Annotated in this window: 12 protein-coding genes and 1 pseudogene; 7 read left to right on the top strand and 6 right to left on the bottom strand. The window is 69.3% G+C overall.

Features of this window, described 5'->3' with window-relative positions; all coding sequences use genetic code 11:
• Positions 1–23 precede the first annotated feature (23 nt).
• Positions 24–3800, bottom strand: a complete 3777-nt coding sequence (locus tag ACZ7OO_RS39810; RefSeq protein ID WP_471512294.1) for a family 78 glycoside hydrolase catalytic domain — start codon at positions 3798–3800, stop codon at positions 24–26.
• A 229-nt stretch (positions 3801–4029) separates the two neighbouring features.
• On the opposite strand from ACZ7OO_RS39810, the gene ACZ7OO_RS39805 reads away from it, so the two are divergent.
• Positions 4030–4581: a hypothetical protein gene (locus tag ACZ7OO_RS39805; protein WP_471512293.1), complete on the top strand. Its 552-nt coding sequence runs from the start codon at positions 4030–4032 to the stop codon at positions 4579–4581.
• A 29-nt stretch (positions 4582–4610) separates the two neighbouring features.
• Here the strand turns inward: ACZ7OO_RS39805 and ACZ7OO_RS39800 are convergent, their stop codons facing one another.
• Positions 4611–5534: a LysR family transcriptional regulator gene (locus ACZ7OO_RS39800; protein WP_471512292.1), complete on the bottom strand. Its 924-nt coding sequence runs from the start codon at positions 5532–5534 to the stop codon at positions 4611–4613.
• A 280-nt stretch (positions 5535–5814) separates the two neighbouring features.
• Here ACZ7OO_RS39800 and ACZ7OO_RS39795 point away from each other — a divergent pair, with 280 nt between their 5' ends.
• The 4 genes from ACZ7OO_RS39795 to ACZ7OO_RS39780 all read left to right on the top strand — a co-directional run bounded on the left by ACZ7OO_RS39795 (position 5815) and on the right by ACZ7OO_RS39780 (position 8805).
• Entirely contained in the window at positions 5815–6447 is a 633-nt protein-coding gene (locus ACZ7OO_RS39795; protein ID WP_471512291.1) for an NADPH-dependent F420 reductase, read from the top strand.
• A gap of 96 nt (positions 6448–6543) precedes the next feature.
• Positions 6544–7479, top strand: coding sequence for an SDR family oxidoreductase (locus ACZ7OO_RS39790; protein WP_471512290.1), 936 nt, complete (start codon positions 6544–6546; stop codon positions 7477–7479).
• 154 nt (positions 7480–7633) lie between these two features.
• Positions 7634–8260: a TetR/AcrR family transcriptional regulator gene (locus tag ACZ7OO_RS39785; protein WP_471512289.1), complete on the top strand. Its 627-nt coding sequence runs from the start codon at positions 7634–7636 to the stop codon at positions 8258–8260.
• 83 nt (positions 8261–8343) lie between these two features.
• Positions 8344–8805: a hypothetical protein gene (locus ACZ7OO_RS39780; RefSeq protein ID WP_471512288.1), complete on the top strand. Its 462-nt coding sequence runs from the start codon at positions 8344–8346 to the stop codon at positions 8803–8805.
• A 33-nt stretch (positions 8806–8838) separates the two neighbouring features.
• On the opposite strand, the gene ACZ7OO_RS39775 is transcribed toward ACZ7OO_RS39780, so the two are convergent.
• From ACZ7OO_RS39775 to ACZ7OO_RS39765, 3 genes and pseudogenes are all read right to left on the bottom strand, one after another.
• Entirely contained in the window at positions 8839–10368 is a 1530-nt protein-coding gene (locus ACZ7OO_RS39775) for an FAD-dependent oxidoreductase (protein WP_471512287.1), read from the bottom strand.
• Complete coding sequence (locus tag ACZ7OO_RS39770; RefSeq protein WP_471512286.1) at positions 10365–11270, bottom strand: alpha/beta fold hydrolase; 906 nt, start codon at positions 11268–11270, stop codon at positions 10365–10367. Before ACZ7OO_RS39770 ends, ACZ7OO_RS39775 begins: the two co-directional genes overlap by 4 nt.
• 19 nt (positions 11271–11289) lie before the next feature.
• Positions 11290–11989: pseudogene (locus ACZ7OO_RS39765) on the bottom strand (alpha/beta fold hydrolase).
• Positions 11990–12938: 949 nt separating this feature from the next.
• Between ACZ7OO_RS39765 and ACZ7OO_RS39760 the strand changes: the two are divergent.
• Entirely contained in the window at positions 12939–14477 is a 1539-nt protein-coding gene (locus tag ACZ7OO_RS39760) for a CYTH and CHAD domain-containing protein (RefSeq protein WP_471512285.1), read from the top strand.
• Between the two features lie 980 nt (positions 14478–15457).
• Here the strand turns inward: ACZ7OO_RS39760 and ACZ7OO_RS39755 are convergent.
• On the bottom strand, positions 15458–16345 hold the full coding sequence (locus ACZ7OO_RS39755) for a CAP domain-containing protein (RefSeq protein ID WP_471512284.1): 888 nt from the start codon (positions 16343–16345) through the stop codon (positions 15458–15460).
• Positions 16346–17321: 976 nt separating this feature from the next.
• Between ACZ7OO_RS39755 and ACZ7OO_RS39750 the strand changes: the two genes are divergently transcribed.
• Positions 17322–17570: a hypothetical protein gene (locus ACZ7OO_RS39750; RefSeq protein ID WP_471512283.1), complete on the top strand. Its 249-nt coding sequence runs from the start codon at positions 17322–17324 to the stop codon at positions 17568–17570.
• Positions 17571–17849: the final 279 nt, after the last annotated feature.

Raw genomic sequence — 17849 nt, 5'->3', positions numbered from 1 at the left:
GTCCCCGTGTGCGTTCCGGTTGGTCAGACGGCCGCCGTGAAGGTGTACTGCCCGGCCGGCAGATGGTAGGTCGCCGGGCCCGCCGGGACGGCCTGTGCCGGGGCGACGACCGACTCCGGCCGTGAGGTGGGCACGGTGACGGCGGCGAAGGTGTTGACGGGCACGGTGACGTGGAGCCTCAACCGGCCGCCGGCGATGGCCCAGTTGCTCGCCGCGCTGCCGTACGGGGTGTCGTACGCGCTGACAGCGGAGGTCAGGCCGCCGCCCGGCCGCGGCGCGATACGCAGGGAGGCGTAACCAGGGGTCGCCGGGCCGAGGCCGCCGACCTGGCGGTAGAGGAAGTCGCCGACCGAGCCGAGGCCGTAGTGGTTGAAGGAGTTCATGCCCGGGTCGTTGAACGAGCCGTCGGTGCGGATGCCGTCCCAGCGCTCCCAGATCGTGGTGGCCCCGTGGTCGATCATGTAGCCCCAGCCGGGGAAGCCGCGCTGGAGCAGGATCCGGTACGCGGTGTCGACATGACCGTGGTCCGCCAGCACGGGCAGGAGGTTCTCCACGCCGAGGAAACCGACGCTGAGGTGTCCGTCCGTGGCCGCGACCTTTGCGGCGAGCTTGTCCGCTGCCGCCCGGACCAGGGAAGCGGGCAGCAACTCGAAGGCCAGGGCCAGCACGTAGCCGGTCTGGGTGTTGCCGCGGACCGTGCCGTCGTTCGAGACGAAGCGGGCGCGGAAGGCGGCCGTTACCTGGTCGGCGAGCTGCCCGTAGGCAGCGGCCTCGGTGCTACGGCCGGTGGCGGCGGCCATGCGCGACACCAGGCGAGCCGACCAGGCGAAGTAGGCCGTGCAGATGAGGTCCTGGGCCGTGTTGTCGTTGACGTTGAGCCAGTCGCCGAAGGTCTGCTGATCGCGTATCAGGTCGCTGCCGGACGTGGCGCGCAGATAGTCGACCCACTGGGCCATGGCCGTGAAATGCCTGTCCGCGACGCCGAGATCGCCGAAGCGCTGCCACAACGTGTACGGAATGATCACTCCCGCGTCTCCCCAGCCGGCCGTGCCGGAGCCGCCGATCACCGCGGGCGCGACATCCGGGAAGGCGCCGTTCGCCTGCTGGGCGTCCGCCAGGTCGTCGACGAACTTGGTGAGGAGCGTGTGCGTGTCCAGGTTGAAGGTGGAGGTCGCGCAGAAGGCGGCTATGTCGCCCGTCCAGCCCAGACGCTCGTCTCGTTGGGGACAGTCGGTCGGGATCGAGAGCATGTTGCTTCGCTCGCCCCACACGATGTTGTGCTGGAGCTTGTTGAGCAGCGCGTCGGATGCGCTGAACGTGCCCGGCTGCCGGGCATCCGTCCACACGGCGCGACCGGTGACGGTGGTGCGGTCGGGCCGGAAACCGGACGGCAGCCCGCTGAGTTCGACGTAACGGTAGCCGTGGACGGTGAACCGGGGCTCGTACGTCTCCACGCTCCCGGTGCCGGCGAGGACGAAGGAGTCGGTGGCCTGGGCGGCGCGCAGGTTGGTGGTGTAGAGCGTGCCGTCGGGGTTGAGAACCTCGCCGTGCCGGACGGTGACCGTGGTGCCGGCGTCGCCGCGGACCGCGATGCGGTTCCAGCCGGCGAAGTTCTGCCCCATGTCGAAGATCCACACCCCCGGCTGCGGCTCGGCCACCGACACCGGACGGAGTTCCTGCTGCACGGTGACACCGTTGTCGACCTGCGCCACCAGCCGGGGGACGGCCCCGTCGTGGACGGCGACGGTGGTCCAGGCGCTGTCGTCGAAGCCCGGCGAGTCCCAGCCCTCGACGTGCAGGCGCGCGTCGTAGGCCTCGCCCTGGTACAGATCGTCCGCGGTGATCGCGCCGGTGGCCGTCTTCCAGCTGCGGTCGGTCGTCACGAGCTGGGTGGATCCGTCGGTGTAGGTGATGAGCAGTTGTGCGCCGTAGAACGGCTGTGTGCCGTAATGCCGACTGCCGGCGAAGCCCAGGTTGCCGGAGTACCAGCCGTTGCCGAGCCAGGCGCCGAGCACGTTGGCTCCCCGCCGGATGTGCGCGGTGACGTCGAACACCTTGTACTGAAGGCGCTTCGCGTAGTCGGTCCACCCGGGGGCCAGCACGTCCTCGCCGACCTTCGAGCCGTTGAGCCGGGTCTCGTGAAGACCCAGCGCGGTGGTCAGCAGCCGTGCCGAGGCGACTCGTCCCCGCACGCTGAAGCTCTTGCGCAGCATCGGCGCAGGCTGCACGACCTGCACGTTCGATCCCCACGGGCCGTTGCCGTAGGAGGCGAGCGCGCGTGCGGCGGGCCAGGCGCTGTCGTCGTATCCGGGGCTCTGCCAGTCCGTGGGCGGATCCTGGTGCGACCTCCACGCGTCGTCGGTGACCACCGTCGGGCCGCCCGTCACCGTGAGTTTGGCGATGAGCCCGGCCGGCGAGGGGCTCGTGTTCTGGCTCGCGACCGCGAGGATGTTGGCGCCGCTCTTGAGATGCGCGGTGACATCGACTGTCGCGGCGCTCTTCCACGAGTCGGTCACGCGCCGTGAGGCGCTCACCCGGGTGCCGTTGACCCAGACGTCCGCGGTGTCGTCCCCGGTGACGATCAGGCCGGCGGCGCCGGGTACGTCCGCCAGCGTGAAGGTTCGCCGGAAATAACGGGTCGCGACGGGTGCCTCGGACGCGGGATCGCCTTCCGGGTACCAGATCCAGGTGGCCCCCGAGAGATCCGGGCCCGGCGGCCGTCCGATGAACGCGGCGGACCACTCCTCCGCGGGCGCGAGGAGCCCGGTCTCGAACCACTTCGGCTTGCTCCAGGAGGCTGCCCGGCCCTGCGTGTCCCAGACGCGCACCCGCCAGAAGTAGCGGGTCAGGCTCTTCAGGGGCCTGCCGGCGTAGGCGATGTCGATCTGCCGGTCGGACGCGACACGCCCGCTGTCCCACAGATCGCCGGAGCCGTCGGCCGTGGACGAGACCTGGATCCGATAACCGCCCTGGCGCTGCTGCCGCTCCTTCGAATCAAGGATCCAGCCGAAGCGCGGGTGGGCCGCGTCCACGCCCAGGGGGAGGGCACGATGCTCCACGGTGCACGCGGCCACGCTCAACGGGGACGGTGACGAGAGGTCAGGCGCGGCGACCCGGGAGTACCAGGGGGCCGTGCCGTAGGCGCCAAGATCCCGGGCGGCCGGCCAGCCGTCGTCGGCGAAACCGGGCTGTTCCCATCCTGCGGCCACGTCCTTGCCCGCCGACCAGCGGCCGTCGGTGACGACATCGGTCGTGCCACCGGTGGTCAGCACCCGGACCCGTCCGATGACACCGGCCGAGCCGCCCTCGTTCCGGCTCGCCAGCGCGATGGTGTTGGTCCCCGCGGTCACGGCGGGCCGCAGGTCCACGTACAGTGCCTCGCGCCACGACTGGGCGATTCTGGGGGAGGCGGCGAGGGGTTTGCCGTTGAGCCATACGTCGACGGAGTCGTCCCCGGTGACGACGAGTTGTGCGTCGGTCACGTCGCCCTCGGCGACGGTGAAACTTGTGCGGAAGTAGCGGTGTCCGGCGGGGGCGTCGGAGCCCGGATCTCCTTCCGGGTACCAGATCCAGTGGGCCGGGGACAGCCCGACGGGCGCGACCGGGGGTGTTCCGGTGGCCGCCTGCGCGTGGCCGGCGAACGTGCCGACGGCTCCCGCAGCGAGAGCACCCGCCGCCAGCGCCGACGCCGTGCCGAGGAAACCGCGTCTGCTGACCGGGGATTCCTCGTGGAGCGTGCGCGAACCGGAGTCGGGCGAACCGGGTGAGCCGGGGGCGGGGGGTGTGGTCTGACTGGCCAACGGAGTACTCCTTCACACGCGTCGGGCGAAGCAGGACGGCTCGGTGAGCGGCGGACGCGGACGGGAGCACCCGTCCGGTCGAGGTCTGCGGCGGGTCGGACGACCATCCGTCGGGTTGAATCGTTTCAAACTGTTAATGCGGTGGCAATGTATGAAAGTTGATGAGTGGCGTCAATAGGCTGACGCATCGTTTCATCCACACACTCGCGCACCGCTGGTGGAGGCGACCGTGCACGCACGAGACATGCACGGGAACACCGGTCAAGGGGGAGTACGCGCCATCGTCCGTGCGTGTGCTGGAGCCGCCCCGCTTCACCTCAAGGCGTGGGTACTGTCTCGTCGAAGGCGGCATTTCGTCGTGGTGAGTGGCTGCCCGGTCAATCAGCGCTGTGACAGCGTCGAGCACCTGGCCACGGCGGAACGCAACTGGTTGCAGAGGGTGCTCGCCGACCGGGCGGTCTCCCCGGTCGGTTCACGATCTGTCCCGCGCGAGTTTTGCGGCAGTGTGACGCTCGACAGCCCACGTCCACCCCGCAGCCGCTCGCATCGTCGACGTCAGCGCGACATGTGGCTCACACCATCCGCGCAAATTTTCCGCATGCTCGGTGAGATTGAAATCGAGGAGTGGAAGTGTCTCGCGGAATTGATCGACAATGCCTTTGACGACTTCAACGAGATCATGATTTTCATCATCCGAGAAGCGGCCGCGCGACGATGTCGGTTCTCATTGTGCGCCAACATCGCCTCCGCCCCGAGCTCAATGCCTTCGCCATTGCTGTGACCGCGTGCCCCCTGTTGGCTCTGCTCTTGTCAGCCGGGCTGCTCACCATGCTTTGAAAGGGCATCGATTCCAAGCTGCCACATTTCGTAGTTCCCACATTCTGCCGTGATCTCGGCCGTCGCCTGAGCCGCGGTGACGAAGTCGTCGACCACCGGCGACGTGCGCGATGCCGCCACCGCGAGGCACACCTGGTCGGGCGCCAGACCCGGGATGGGCACATAGATGACGTCCGGATGTGAGTAGAACACGGTCGCCGAACGGGCCAGGAACGAGATGCCCCGGCCGGCCGCGACATGCTCGAGCGTCTCGTCCACTCCGCGCACCAGGTACCCGGCGTCAGGGTGCGGGCGCCTGGTGGGCTGCGTGCTCGGGTCGGCATGCCAGACCAGCGGTTCGCCGGCCAGGTCGGCCTCGGTGACCTCCTCCTTGCCGGCCAACCGGTGGCCGACGGGCAGCACCGCCACCCGCGGCTCGGTGTACAGCGGGGTGACGCGCAGACCGGCCTCGTCGATGGGCAGCCGCACATAGCCGACGTCGATGCGGCCGTCGAGCAGCATCGGGGCCTGGTCGTCCCATTCGATCCGCTGCACGTCCACGACCACGTCCGGGTGCCGGGCCTCGAACGCCCGCGCCGCCGGGATGACCGGGATGCCGGCCCGGAAACCGACCACCAGCCGCCGGATGCCGCGGGCGGCCACGGACACCCGGCGGCGGACCGCGTGCGCGGAGGCGAGCAGCGGACCGGCGTCGGCCAGCAGTTGTCGGCCCGCGTCGGTCAGTGCTACGCCGTGGCGATCCCTGGTGAACAACGACGCGCCGAGATCCTGCTCGAGCGCGCGGATCTGCCGGCTGAGCACCGGCTGCGCGATATGTAGCTCATCGGCGGCGCGGCCGAAGTGCAACTGGTCGGCCACGGCGACGAAGTAGCGCAGTTTGCGCAGGTCCAAATCCATGGCGCCTCCCAGTCCGGTGATGCCTTCAGGATATCACCACGACTGAAATAGGTCTTGGACACCCACTCAGGCCAATGACAACCTGAACAGGTACCTAAGGGCCGAAGCGGATTCGGTACAAATTCGACGTCGGAACCTGATAGCAGGGCCCAGGCTCGGAATTGGGCACATCAGGAATTGAGCGCCGCGCATCGCGTCATTCGACGGCGTCGACGACACAACCGTTAATAACGGGGGTGGGCATGGCGTCCCTTTCCAGTTCCAGAAAGCAGGCATACCAATGAGCAGCATCAGCATTATCGGCCTGGGAGACATGGCCGGCGCCCTGGCCGACCGGGCGCTCGCCGGCGGCAACGCCGTCGAGATCATCGGCCGCGACCCGGCCAAGGCCAAGGAAGTGGCCGCCGCGCTCGGCGGCGCTACTGTCGGGACGGCCGGCGCCGCCCCGGCCGGGGACATCGTTGTCCTCGCCGTGCCGTACGCCAGCGCGGCGGCGGTGGTGAGCGAGTACGGGGACGCACTGAACGGCAAGGTCATCATCGACATCACCAACCCCGTCTCCCCCGATTTCCAGGGCTTTGTCACCCCCGACGGCAGTTCCGGCGCGCAGGAGATCGCGAAGGGCGCCCCCGCTGGCGCGCACGTCGTCAAGGCGTTCAACACCCTGTTCTCCCATGTTCTGGCGGCCGGCCCAGCCGAGGGTCGCCTATTGGACGTGTTCATCGCCGGCGACGACGCGCAGGCAAAGACACGCGTGTCGGCGTTCATCGAGAGCCTGGGACTGCGCCCGATGGACACCGGGCGGCTGGCAATGGCGCGGACGCTGGAGAACGTCGCCCTGTTGCAGCTGGGCCTCGTCGCCCACTCCGTCAAGCACACCAACTTCTTCCTCGGCGTCAGCATTCTCAGCTGAGCGCACCCACCCCACCACTTCTCGCGCCACATCACGCCAGTCGACCTACGGCACGAGGAGCACAGCCCCTCCACCTACTCTCACAAGGACAGTACGATGCGCGTTTTCGTCGCTGGCGGGACCGGCCATTCCGGTTCGTACATCATCCCCGAACTCATCGCCGCCGGTCACGAGGTCACAGGCCTGGCCCGGTCGGACACGGCCGCGGCGGCGGTGTCCGCGCTCGGCGCGAAGGTGCGTCGCGGCGACATCGAGGATCTCGACGGGCTCAAGGAGGCGGCCGCGGACGCCGACGGCGTCATCCACGTCGCGCACAGGCAAGACCTGCTTCCGTCCGGCGGGATCGACGCCGTGGCCGCCGCGGAGCTCCCGATCATGCTCGCGTACGGCGAGGCACTCGCGGGAACCGGAAAGCCGCTGGTCGCAGCGGGGAGTATAGGCTCGCCCGGGAGCCTGGGCCGGCCGGCCACCGAGGAGGACCCGGCCCTTCCCGGCGGCGATGAGTACAAGGGCACCCTGCGGGTTCGTAACGTCGTGGAAACCGCCGTAGTCGGCCTCGCCGAGTGGGGAGTGCGGTCTTCGGTCGTGCGGATTGCCAACATCGCGCACAGCACGACCGATCGTGCCGGCTTCCTCCCCACGCTGATCGCGCTCGCGAAGGAGAAGGGTTTCGTCGGCTACCCCGGAGACGGCGCGAACCTGTGGAACGCCGTACACATCCGCGATGTCGCCTCCTTGTTCCGCTTGGCGCTGGAGAAGGGGCCGGCCGGCAAATACTGGCACGCGGTTGGGGACGGGGGGATCCCGTTCCGCGAGGTCGCCGAGGCCATTGGCAGCCGTCTGGGCCTGCCCGCTGTGAGCGTTCCCGCGGACGTACTGATGGTGCCGGGATACTTTGGGTTCCTCGCGAACATAGTCACGCAGAGCTACCCGGCGTCCAACCTCATCACCCGCCGGACCCTCGGCTGGGAACCCGCTCAGCCCAGCCTGCTGGCCGATTTGGACAACGGCCATTACTTCTCCGCCAGCTGACGGCAGGGACCCGAATCGCAACGACCGATGAGGCCCTCATACTGGATACGGTGTCGCTGTTACGGTGCCTGCTGAGGAGGTGGGACGTTCTGTGGCAGCAGGTCCTGCGCGAGTGGGCGGGGCACCGGCGCGGCGTTCCCCGGGGCGGCCGCCCGTGCCGCTGGAACGCATTGTCTCCACCGCCTTGCAGATCGTGGACGAGCAGGGCGTCGACGCTCTGTCGATGCGGACGCTGGCCCAGCGTCTGGGCTCGGGCACGGCGACGCTGTACCGGCACTTCGACAACCGGGCAGCGCTGATCGCCCATGTCGTGGACCGCATGTTCGGCGCCGTGGAACTGAACGGCGAGGAACTCCACGCGATGGCCTGGCAGCAGGCGCTGCGGACGGCCGCGCACGCCATGTTCGACGCCCTGACCCGGCACCAGAACGCGGCGCGCCTGATGGTTGAGCAGGTTCCCCTGGGGCCGAAGGCAATGGCACTGCGGGAGCACTGTGTCGCGGTGTTGCTCGACAGTGGCTTCCGGCCGCGGCTGGCCGCGCACGCGTACGCGACCCTGGCCCGCTATGTCCTCGGATTCGCCGTACAGGTCAATAAACACGAGGACATGGGCCAGTCCGAGGACGCACAGGCGGCGGCCGTCTTCCAGAGCGTGGATCCGGACCTGTTCCCGGCAACCGTCACCGTTGCCTCCGTGATGCCCGTTCCGATCGAGGACGAGTTCTCCTTCGGCCTCGAACTTCTTCTCAGCGGGCTTGAGCGCCTGCGCGACGACGTCTGACCGAACGAGCGATGTGCGCCTGCGGCCATCCACTGCTGCAGCGTCAGAAGCGGAGCGCTCCTTCTGGCAGATCCTGTTCCGCGGTGAGCGGCAGCTCCGGAGAAGTGAGCATGTCCCGGTATCGTTCCGCCAATTGGGAAGGGAGCTTTCTGCTGAACACCACCAGCTCCCGGAAACAGCCCGACCCGAGCCGCCGTGCATGGCGCGACCAGCGCAGCGGCACCGCGTTGTCGGCGTGCTCGGGCGACAGGGCGTTGCGACACCAGTCGCCGAGGGTCGTCGTACGGCAGTTGATCTGGTCGGCGCCCGCAGAGCGCAGCGCGGTCTGCCAGGTGGGCGCTGATCAGGCCGGGGATGACGATGCGGCCGGAGAAGTCGACGACTTCGGCGTCGGGCGCCCCGATGTTCTCGCCGATGGCGGCGATGCGGTCGCCGTCGACGAGGATGCCGAGGCGTTCGGCCTCGGCCAGTCCGGCGCCATGGTGATGACCTGCGCTCCGCGCAGCAGCGTGCGGCTCACGCGGCGCCGCCCGAGCCGGGGCTGATGTGGCTCTGTTGAACATGGTGCGGCTCCTTGCCTACGGCGTCATGGTCCGTACTGCAGTCTGTGTGGTGGTGAGGAAGTCCGAAGTGGCGATGTGCCCGATGTAGCCGTCGGGACGGATCAGCAGCAGCGTGTCGCCGGTCAGGCCGTAGGCACGCTGCAGCGTGTTCCTGGGGTCGGAGAAGGCGAAGCCGTCTGTGGCTGCCGGTCCGACGACGAGTCGCTTCAGCTGGGCGCCCGTCGTCGGCCAGGCGAGCTGTTCGAGGTCCCGGGCGGCGCCGGGGCCGTAGGCGATGGCGGTGAAGTCCGGCCCGCGCAAGACGTCGAACAGCCGGGCCTTGATGCCGTCGGCGCCCAGAAGCTCGGCGTCCGGAGCGCGGTCACCCACCCGTAGCGTCCCGGTGCGCATGCCGTCGACGGGGGCGAGCGGGCCGCCGTAGTACGTCAGGGTGAGCTGCTGCTCGTCCTTGCCTCGCTTCATGCTCGACGGGTCGAGCTTTGCGATGCCGCCCCACTTGTCCGTGGACAGCCCCAGGACCCCGGCGGCGATCGGCTGCCGTTCGGCCTCGTAGGTCTCCAGCAGCGCCGGGTCCGCCCCGGCGAGGACCTGGCCGAGCTTCCAGCCGAGGTTGTAACCGTCTTGTATACCGGTGTTCAGGCCCTGGGCGCCGGCCGGGGTGTGAACGTGCGCGGCGTCACCGGCGAGGAAGACACGTCCTTGGCCATAGCTCTCCGCCAGGCGGATGTTGGGCCGGAACACCGACGTCCAGCGGATGTCGTGCAGCTGAATGCGCCGGTTGTGGGTGTGGTCGTGGATCCGCCGCAGGATGTCGTCCTTCGTCGACGGCGGTTCCTCGTCCGGCGTGAGACGGATCATCCACTGGAACATGTCGCTGTCGGGCAGCGGGCAGGCGCCGATGAACCTGCCGCCCCGGCCGGGCCACATGTGCCACCGGTTGCGGGCCAGACCGGTCACCGAGGCATCGACGATGAGCATCCGGTCGCTTTCGTCCGTCGTCCCGACGAACCCGACGCCGAGCTGCTTGCGCACGGCACTGGAACCACCGTCGGCGCCTACTACGTAGCGGGCGACGATCTCTTCCGTGCCGTCCGCGCCGGCCACCTTGGCGACGGCCGAGTGTTCGTCCTGCGTCAGCTCGGTCAATTCCCTGCCGAACTCGATCACGTGGCCGAGCTCGTCGAGCCGGGCGTGCAGGGCGCGGTCCGTGCGGAACTGAGGGATGAGCCAGGTGTTCGGGTAGGGAACGTCCGGGGTGGCCTCCCTCGGCGGGAACATCTTCCATGGCACGGCGAGGGGGCCCGCACGGAGCCCGAGCTTGGGGTAGACGCTGCCGCCGGCCAGTACATCGTCAAGAGCACCAAGATCTTCGAGGATTTCGAGGCTGCGGGGCTGCACGCCCTTGGCGCGGGAACCGTCGAAGGCGTGGGGGGACCTGTCGACGATCCGTATGTCGAGTCCCCGTCGTGCGAGGTCGATCGCCACGGCGGAGCCCGTGGGCCCCGCGCCGATGACCAGCACGTCGATGACATGTGGGCTGTTCATGAGTCGAGCCTTTCGGTGCGCGCCGCCACGAACGGGACGATCTGATCGGCGACGGCGCTGGGCCGTTCGAACGGTGCCATATGGCCGCATTGGGGTATCACGTGGTGGTGCTGGGGCTTGAGCAGCCCGCGTGCCGTGTCGAAGTGGACCAGTGGCGTGACGTTGTCCTCGTCGCCCCACAGGAGCAGTGTCGGTATGCCCAGCGCCCGCGTCTGCCGGAGGAGGTCGTCACGGCCGGAGACCTGCAGGTGCTGCAGTGTGTCGAAGACCGCATACAGCGAACCCTCGTAGCGGAAGGCGTCGAGGACCATCTCCGTCAGTTCCGCGCCGAGGTCCGGGTCGCGGACGTTGTGCCCGAGGTGTCCCTGGAGTATCTGCAGGCCGCGCCGCCGGGCGATGAGGCCGGCCAGCCAGTCGTTGCGCAGCAGCCGGTGGGGAGAGACCGGCCGCGGTTTCGTGAGACCGGCGGGGCCGACGACGGTGAGGGTGGAGACGGATGAGGGGTACTGGGCCGCATAGGTCATGGTGACCAGTGCGCCCATGGAGGTGCCGACGAGATGCAGGGGCCACGCCGTCAGGTCGAGCCGGTCCGTCAGTTCGGCAAGCTGTCGCGCGAAAAGGTTCTCGTCGTATCGCGCCCGCACTCGGTCCGAGTAACCGCGGCCGTACGCGCTGCAGGTCAGAGTCCGCAGCCCGCGGGCGTTCAGTCCGGTGGCAAGGCCGTCCCAGTAGAACAACGGGATGGTCAGTCCGCCCGCCATCACGATGACGTCCCCGTCCTCGGGGCCTGTCAGTTCGTAGTGTGTGACGCCGTCGGACAGCTCGATGAAGCTGCCGGGCATGCCTTGCCGTGCTTCGGCGGTGAGCCGGCGGTCCTCGCCCGATGCGACGAAGTACTTCATGGAACGGGACTCCTTGGCGTCAGTTCGTGGGGGTGCCGGCGGAAGAGCCGAGGAACTCGGCGATCGCGTCCGCGACCCATTGGGGTTCCTCTTCCGTCAGCAGGTGACCGCCGTGGGGATGCACCAGCTCCTTGGCGCCGGGGATGTCGCGGGTGAAGTGCTGGCCGTCGATGCCCGCGCTGCGCAGCACGAGCGTGGGCACTGCGATGCGGGAAATCTGCGCGGAGCGGTCGGGCTGGTCGGTGTTGCAGAAGTCGACGAAGGCTGAGCGGTTCCCAGGTCGGCTCATGAGCTCGTAGGCCCGGTCGATCATGGCCTCGTCCACGACGGTTGAACGTGGACCGACGGCCGAGCGGTCAGCCGCTCCGGATGGTCCAGTGCGAGGTTCCAGGCGATGTTGCCCCGAGCGAATTGCCGGCCACCGCGTAGCGGGGAACCTCCAGCGTCTCCAGCAGACCCGCCACCGTCGCCGTGTAGGTCGGGATGCGGTAGTCGCGGTCCTTGCGAGGGCCGGTCAGGCCGAACCCGGGCAGGTCGGGGCGGATGACGTCGAACGACTCCGACAGCGGTCCCGCCGCACGGTCGAAGTGCTGGAGCGACGAAGCGCTGCCGTGCAGCAGTACGAGTGCCGGGCCTTGTCCGGCGCGTTTGTAGTGGATCCGCAGACCGTCCACCACGACGAACCGGGAATCGGGCTGCGGCTCAGACCAGGTACTCATAATGGTTACAGTGTTGCCGATAAGGGGTTCTGTCAAGCGGAAGCCGGTTCGCGGTGCAGCCGAGGGGACGGCGGTCCGGTGGGGTTCGGAGGGCCGGTGCTCGCCCTTGAGGCTTGTCCGGTCGGAGAGGGGAGTCCCCACCTCTTGTTCAGGCTGGGTAATGACGATTGAGCCCGGACCGACCGATCCGGCAAGCGCCTCGGCCCGGGTCGTGAGTGGCGTAATGCGGCATACGGGGACGGCGTCGAGGTGTACGAGGTGGGCTGGAGCAGATGACGGTCTCGGGTGGCGGGCGCATGCCACCGACGGGCCGGTGGACGACGCATACGACGGGCCGCGTGAACGCGATCGCCGCCAGGCCTCCGGGGGCTCCTGCCGGGCCACATGATCCGCCAAATACCGAGCCTCCTGCCGTACGCCGACGCCGACGCCGGCCCGGACGGTGGGATGCCGCGGCCGTGCCGGCCGGGCTGCGGGTCAGTCGGCAACGGCGCCTGGGCGGCACGATCGGCGTCTCGGTCCTCGGCGCCGTACTCGCCGCCATGTCCAGAACCAGGTCACGTACGGCCTGGCCGACGCCGGTACAGCGGGTGCCGACACTCGGTCTCCCGCGGCGCAGGAGATCATCCGCGTGGCGTACGGCGATGCGACGGCACAGGTCTTCCTCGTGTCGGCCGAGGCGGCCGTACTCGCGCTCGTCGCCGCCGTCCTGCTGAAGTCGGTGACCTGCGTGGCAGCCTCGACCTGCCGGAGGGGGCCGGGGCGCGGTGGCGTCCGGCGAGCCGGCGTGACGTCTGCTGCACGCCCCCTCGGGCAGCGGCCGGTGTGCAGTGGCTCGGTACCGGGCCTGCGGGCGCAGAGGGTGGTGTCGCAGACCCGGCCTGTCCGCGAGCCGTACGGATGTGGCCTGACCTTGTTTGAGTCGCGTCGAGATGTGTACGCGAACCGCATGACCCAGTCAATGCGTGAGACAGAGCGAAAGTACGATGCTCCGTCGGCCGATGACACCTCGTGGCTGCCGGAGCTCACCGGCGTGGCCGGCACCGTGGCGGTCGAGGAGCGGGGCACCGACGAACTGGATGCCGTGTACTACGACACCGAGGATCTGCGTCTCGCCGGCGCGAGGGCCGTGTTGCGGCGACGGATCGGCGGGGACGACGCCGGCTGGCACCTCAAGCTGCCCCTGTCCGGAGACAGCCGGGAGGAGGTGCAGGCCCCGCTGTCGGACACGGTTCCGGACGCCCTGCGGGACCTGGTCCTCTCCCGCACCCGAGGCGCGGAGTTGACCCCGGTCGTCCGTATCCGGTCCACCCGCAGTACACGGCACCTCGTCGACGACCACGGAGCGGTGCTGGCCGAGCTGACCCTCGACAGCGTCCGCGCCGACTCCCTCGGCGCCAGGACCACCCGGGCCGCCTGGACCGAGATGGAGGTCGAACTCGCCGAGGACACCGATCCAGCACTGCTGGACGTCGTGGACAAGACGCTGCACAAGAACGGCATCGACCGTACGCACAGCCCCTCGAAACTGGCCCGGGCCCTGGAGGAGACGGGAGTGGGCTCGCCGCGCCTGCCGGACGCGCGCGCCGAGAACGTCGTACCCGGCTCGGCCGGTGACGAGGTCCTCAGGTACCTGGACGAGCAGGTGCGCACCCTCGTGAACCTCGATCCCGGGGTGCGCCGCGATGTGCCGGACTCGGTGCACCAGATGCGCGTCACCACCCGTCGGCTTCGCAGCACCCTGCGTTCCTACCGGGCGGTGCTCGACCGTGAGGTCACCGATCCGATCCGCGACGAGCTCAGGTGGCTCGGCGGGGAGCTGGGCGCGGCGCGGGACCAGGAGGTCCTCATGAAGCGGCTCGAATCCCGCGTCGAGGACTCGCCCCGGGAACTGGTCCTCGGGCCCGTCGTCGCCCGGCTGAAGGCCTGGAACATCGCCGGCGCCGCCGAGGCGCGCCGTCGCACCCTCGACGCCCTCGACTCCCCGCGCTACCTGGCGCTGCTGAACTCCCTGGCCGGGCTCACGGAGCGACCCCCGCTGCGCCGCAAGGCCGGCAGCACGCCGAAGAAGACGCTGGCCAAGGCGGTCCTCAAGGAGTACGACCGGCTCGCCGGCCGGGTGGCACACGCGCTGGAGCTGTCCCCGGGCAGGGAACGCGACGTGGCGCTCCACGAAGCCCGCAAGGCCGCCAAGAAGACGCGCTACGCCACCGAACCGGCGCGCGCCTCGCTGGGCAAGCCCGCGAAGCGGCTGGGGAAGCGGGTGAAAGCCGTACAGAAGGTGCTCGGGGAACACCAGGACAGCGTCGTGGCCCGGGACGCCCTGCGGGATCTGGCCGTGGCCGCGCAGACGGCGGGAGAGGCAGGCTTCACCTGGGGCCTGATGTACGGTCAGGAGCAAGCCGTGGCCGCCGAGTGCGAAGGGGAGTTGCCGTCGGTGTGGGCCGACGCGTCGAAGCCCGGTTCGCGCAAGGCGCTCGGCGAATGACAGCTGTTCTCGTCACCGGCGGGGATGCCGCATTGCTCCACCCTCAGGTGCCCTGGGTCAGCCCGGGCCCGCGAACCCTCACGCCAGGGCCGCAGCGACGTCCTCCGCCGGTATCAGGACCGTCATGTCCAGCGTGTCCGTGTACACGCTGAGGAGGTCTCGCCGCCGTCATCGTTCTGGCTCTGCGCATCACCGACCCGCCATGGCCGGCAGCCCGGACGAGCAGCCCCGCCGGGGCCCGCGGGTCACTCGCGGGTTGCCGCCGTGCTGCTCATGTCCGTGTAGCGGGTGCCGGCGACCTGAGCGGCCAGCGGTTCGAGCGCGGTGAGTTCGGCCGCGGACAGGGCGAGCGCCCGCTGCTCCGGCGTTCTCCCGCAGACGGGCGGGTCTGAGGGAGCCGGGTGTGGGCAGGACGGTGAGGCCGTGGACGCGGGACTGTTGGTGCAACCAGGCCAGCGCGATCTGTGCGGGGGGGCGGCGTGGCCCGTGCGGAGGGTCTTGAGGAGCGCGTGGGTTTGGTGTGGGCGTGCTCGCCGGTGAACCGGGGCAACGTCAAAGGGTGTCGGCCGCGCTCAGTTCACTGCTGTCGGGGAGCGCGCCGCTGAGCAGGCCACGGCCGAGGGGCGGAGTACGCGACGAACGCCACGCCGAGTTCCCGCGGCCGCGGGGACCGCTGATGTCTCGGCGTCGCGGCTGAAGAGCGACCACTCGGACTGCAGCGCGGTGATCGGGTGGACGGCGTGGGCTGCGCGCATTTCGGGGCCGGTCACCTCGCAGTCCGCGGCGGAGCACTTGGGTATCGTGCCATGCACGCTCGTCGGCACCGGTGTCCATACGATCACCTCGATACCGTGGCTACGCCGAGCTGTGCGACTGTTCCAACGATGGTCACTTCCCTCACCACGTGGCCCAAGGTCGGCTTCGAGACCGAAGGCTCCGTGATGAAGACGGCGCACACCGTCCCGGGCGACGGATCCCGCTCAACGGGGGGTGCCGAAGTCCTGGGTCCAGTAGCTGTTGGGCTGTGCGAGACCGACGCCGATCTCCTTGAACGTGCAGTTGAGGATGTTGGCCTTGTGGCCGGGGCTGGCCATCCAGCCCGCCATGACCTGCTCGGGAGAGCCGTAACCGTAGGCCACGTTCTCGCCGTAGGCGCCCCAGGTGTACCCGGCACCGGTGATCCGGTCTCCGGGGGAGGAGCCGTCGGAGCCGGAGTGCGACATGGTCTGGTGAAGCGCCATGTCCTCACTGTGTGCCTGTGCCACCTTGGTCAGGGTCGTGTTCAGGGTCAGGGCCGAACAGCCGACCTTGCTGCGTTCGGCATTGACGAGTTCCACGATGCGAGCGACGACTCCGGACGCGGTGCCGGTGGCCTTCGGGGTGCTGGACGGCTTTGGGGCCGCGGAAGCGGCGGTGGTGGTGTTCGGGGTGCTGGGCGACCGGGTGGTGGTGGGCTTGGGAGCGGTGGTTCGTGCGGTCCGCCAGGGCGCTGTGGCGTTCGGCCTCGGAGCGGTGGCCTTCGGCCTAGGCGCGGTGGTCTTCCCGGCGCTCGCAGGGGTGTGCGGAGTTTTCGTGATGCTGGTGGAGGCGCGCGGAGTCCTTGTGGCGCGCGGTGCCGCCGATGCCGTCCATGACGGCTTGCCGGCCTGGTCGGCGTTCCAGGGGCGGCCCCAGTTCGCGTCGTTCCACCAGTCCTTCTTGTTCCACGGGTCCTTCGTTGCGCTGTTCTCGGCGCTGCTGGACCGCTGTCCGCTGCTGTTGGGCCAGTCGGTGCAGGCCAGGGCGGCGGACGGTATGCCGATAGTGCCCACGGCGACGGCGGCGACGACTATCCGCCGGTAGTGCGTGTTCTTGCGATGCTTGCCCATGTGTGATCCGCTCCCGAGCTGCGGCGGTGTCCTGCGGGTCGTCATTCTTGGGACGCCTTCACAGCGAGCGCAAAGGGCTTCAGTACTAGCCGGCTTCGTAGGTTCGGTCGGACCTCGTCATGGGCGTGGGCGCGCTGGTCCGGTTTCCGCAGCCTTCTGCGGAGTGCTGTCGGTCCGTCAGAGTCCGTACGCGTGCGCAGAATGGATGAAGGCAGTTCGCGCACGGAAAGCCGCGAATCCAGGCGCGACGCGTACGCGTCCCAAGCCGGACAAATCTCATATGTCGTCAGAGCGGTCTCTACTATCCAGCACGCCTAGGTCCTGGACCCGCTGTGACGGATGTCACGGAATGATGCGTTCCGCTTCCGGCCTGACCTGGATGGTGTGGGTGCGGAGTGGGCGCAGCTCGTCGGGTGAGTCCCGTACGGCAGGGATACGGCGGCCGGGAACCGCCGACCAGTACGGTCTGGGCGGCCCTCGCGCGCCAGGCACGTACGAGCGCACGGGTCGAGGGACGAGCACGGGGACGCCGGGACCAGGAAGCGTGACTTCGACGAGACGACGAGATCGGGCTCGAGGCACCCCAGCAGCAGGGCGAGGGTGGCCGCGAAGAGCACCAGTGGCAGCTCAGTGGCAGCGGCGCACGGTCCAGCACAGCCGACAGAACAGCAGGAGGCTGACCACGGTGATCGCCGGAGTCGTGGGTAGAGGAAGCGGCCTTGGTGGAAGGGCCGGGTGCTCGTCGGGTAGTGATCGAAACGAAAACACCCCCCCGGCCAGCCGTACCGGGGGCGACTGGGGCCGAGAGTGCGCGAGTTCACCGACCGGCGCCGGCATGTGTCCGCCATCGCCGGCGCACCACCACGCGGCCGCACCGTCCCGCCCCAAGCCGTGGACGCCGAGGTCATGGCGGGGGCACACCCGCCGGACCTGTCAGGTCCATTCGAGCAGGCTCTCCTGGATCAAGATCGCGTTCGTGGACGCGGAGACGCGCCTGGTGGTGGCTGCGGCCCGTCCGGTGCCGGACGCGACCGCCGATGCGAAGGCCCGGCGGGACTCGGGCCTGGCCGGGCCGGGTCAGGGCGTCACCGTGCCCGGCGACGACGCCTGCGTCAACACCGGACCCGTCGTCCCGCACCGCCAATGCCCCGGACGGCCGCTGCTCAAGGGTGAGGAAAAGGGCAATGCCGCGCACGGCGAGGTTTGCGTTCGCATGGAGCCGTGATCGGCCGGATGAAGAACCGCGGGCTCCTTCGTGACTGCCGCTGGCACGGCGACGGCCTCCGCTGTGCGGGCCAGGCTGTCGCCCGCATACACAACGTCGCCCTCGCCGCATGGCCGAACTGGCCACCTCTGCCTTCTTTGTGAAGTATGGGGGTTGGCGTAAAGGTGACTTGGCGCCTGATGGACAGGGCAAAGTGCTGACCTCGGCACTTGACGGCACCACGCTGTCCTCCCATGAGAGACATGAACAACAGGTGGCGCCGCGGGGTCCGCCCTCCCC

Source organism: Streptomyces sp. NPDC111744, from assembly GCF_055634995.1.
Note: the sequence above shows the minus strand (reverse complement) of the source record. Positions and strands in the feature narration are given on the sequence as shown.

Coding starts and splice junctions, on each gene's coding strand:
- ACZ7OO_RS39790 (WP_471512290.1), top strand. CDS start 6,544: ATGCGCGTTTTCGTCGCTGGCGGGACCGGCCATTCCGGTTCGTACATC.
- ACZ7OO_RS39775 (WP_471512287.1), bottom strand. CDS start 10,368: ATGAACAGCCCACATGTCATCGACGTGCTGGTCATCGGCGCGGGGCCC.
- ACZ7OO_RS39770 (WP_471512286.1), bottom strand. CDS start 11,270: ATGAAGTACTTCGTCGCATCGGGCGAGGACCGCCGGCTCACCGCCGAA.
- ACZ7OO_RS39795 (WP_471512291.1), top strand. CDS start 5,815: ATGAGCAGCATCAGCATTATCGGCCTGGGAGACATGGCCGGCGCCCTG.
- ACZ7OO_RS39755 (WP_471512284.1), bottom strand. CDS start 16,345: ATGGGCAAGCATCGCAAGAACACGCACTACCGGCGGATAGTCGTCGCC.
- ACZ7OO_RS39760 (WP_471512285.1), top strand. CDS start 12,939: ATGACCCAGTCAATGCGTGAGACAGAGCGAAAGTACGATGCTCCGTCG.
- ACZ7OO_RS39800 (WP_471512292.1), bottom strand. CDS start 5,534: ATGGATTTGGACCTGCGCAAACTGCGCTACTTCGTCGCCGTGGCCGAC.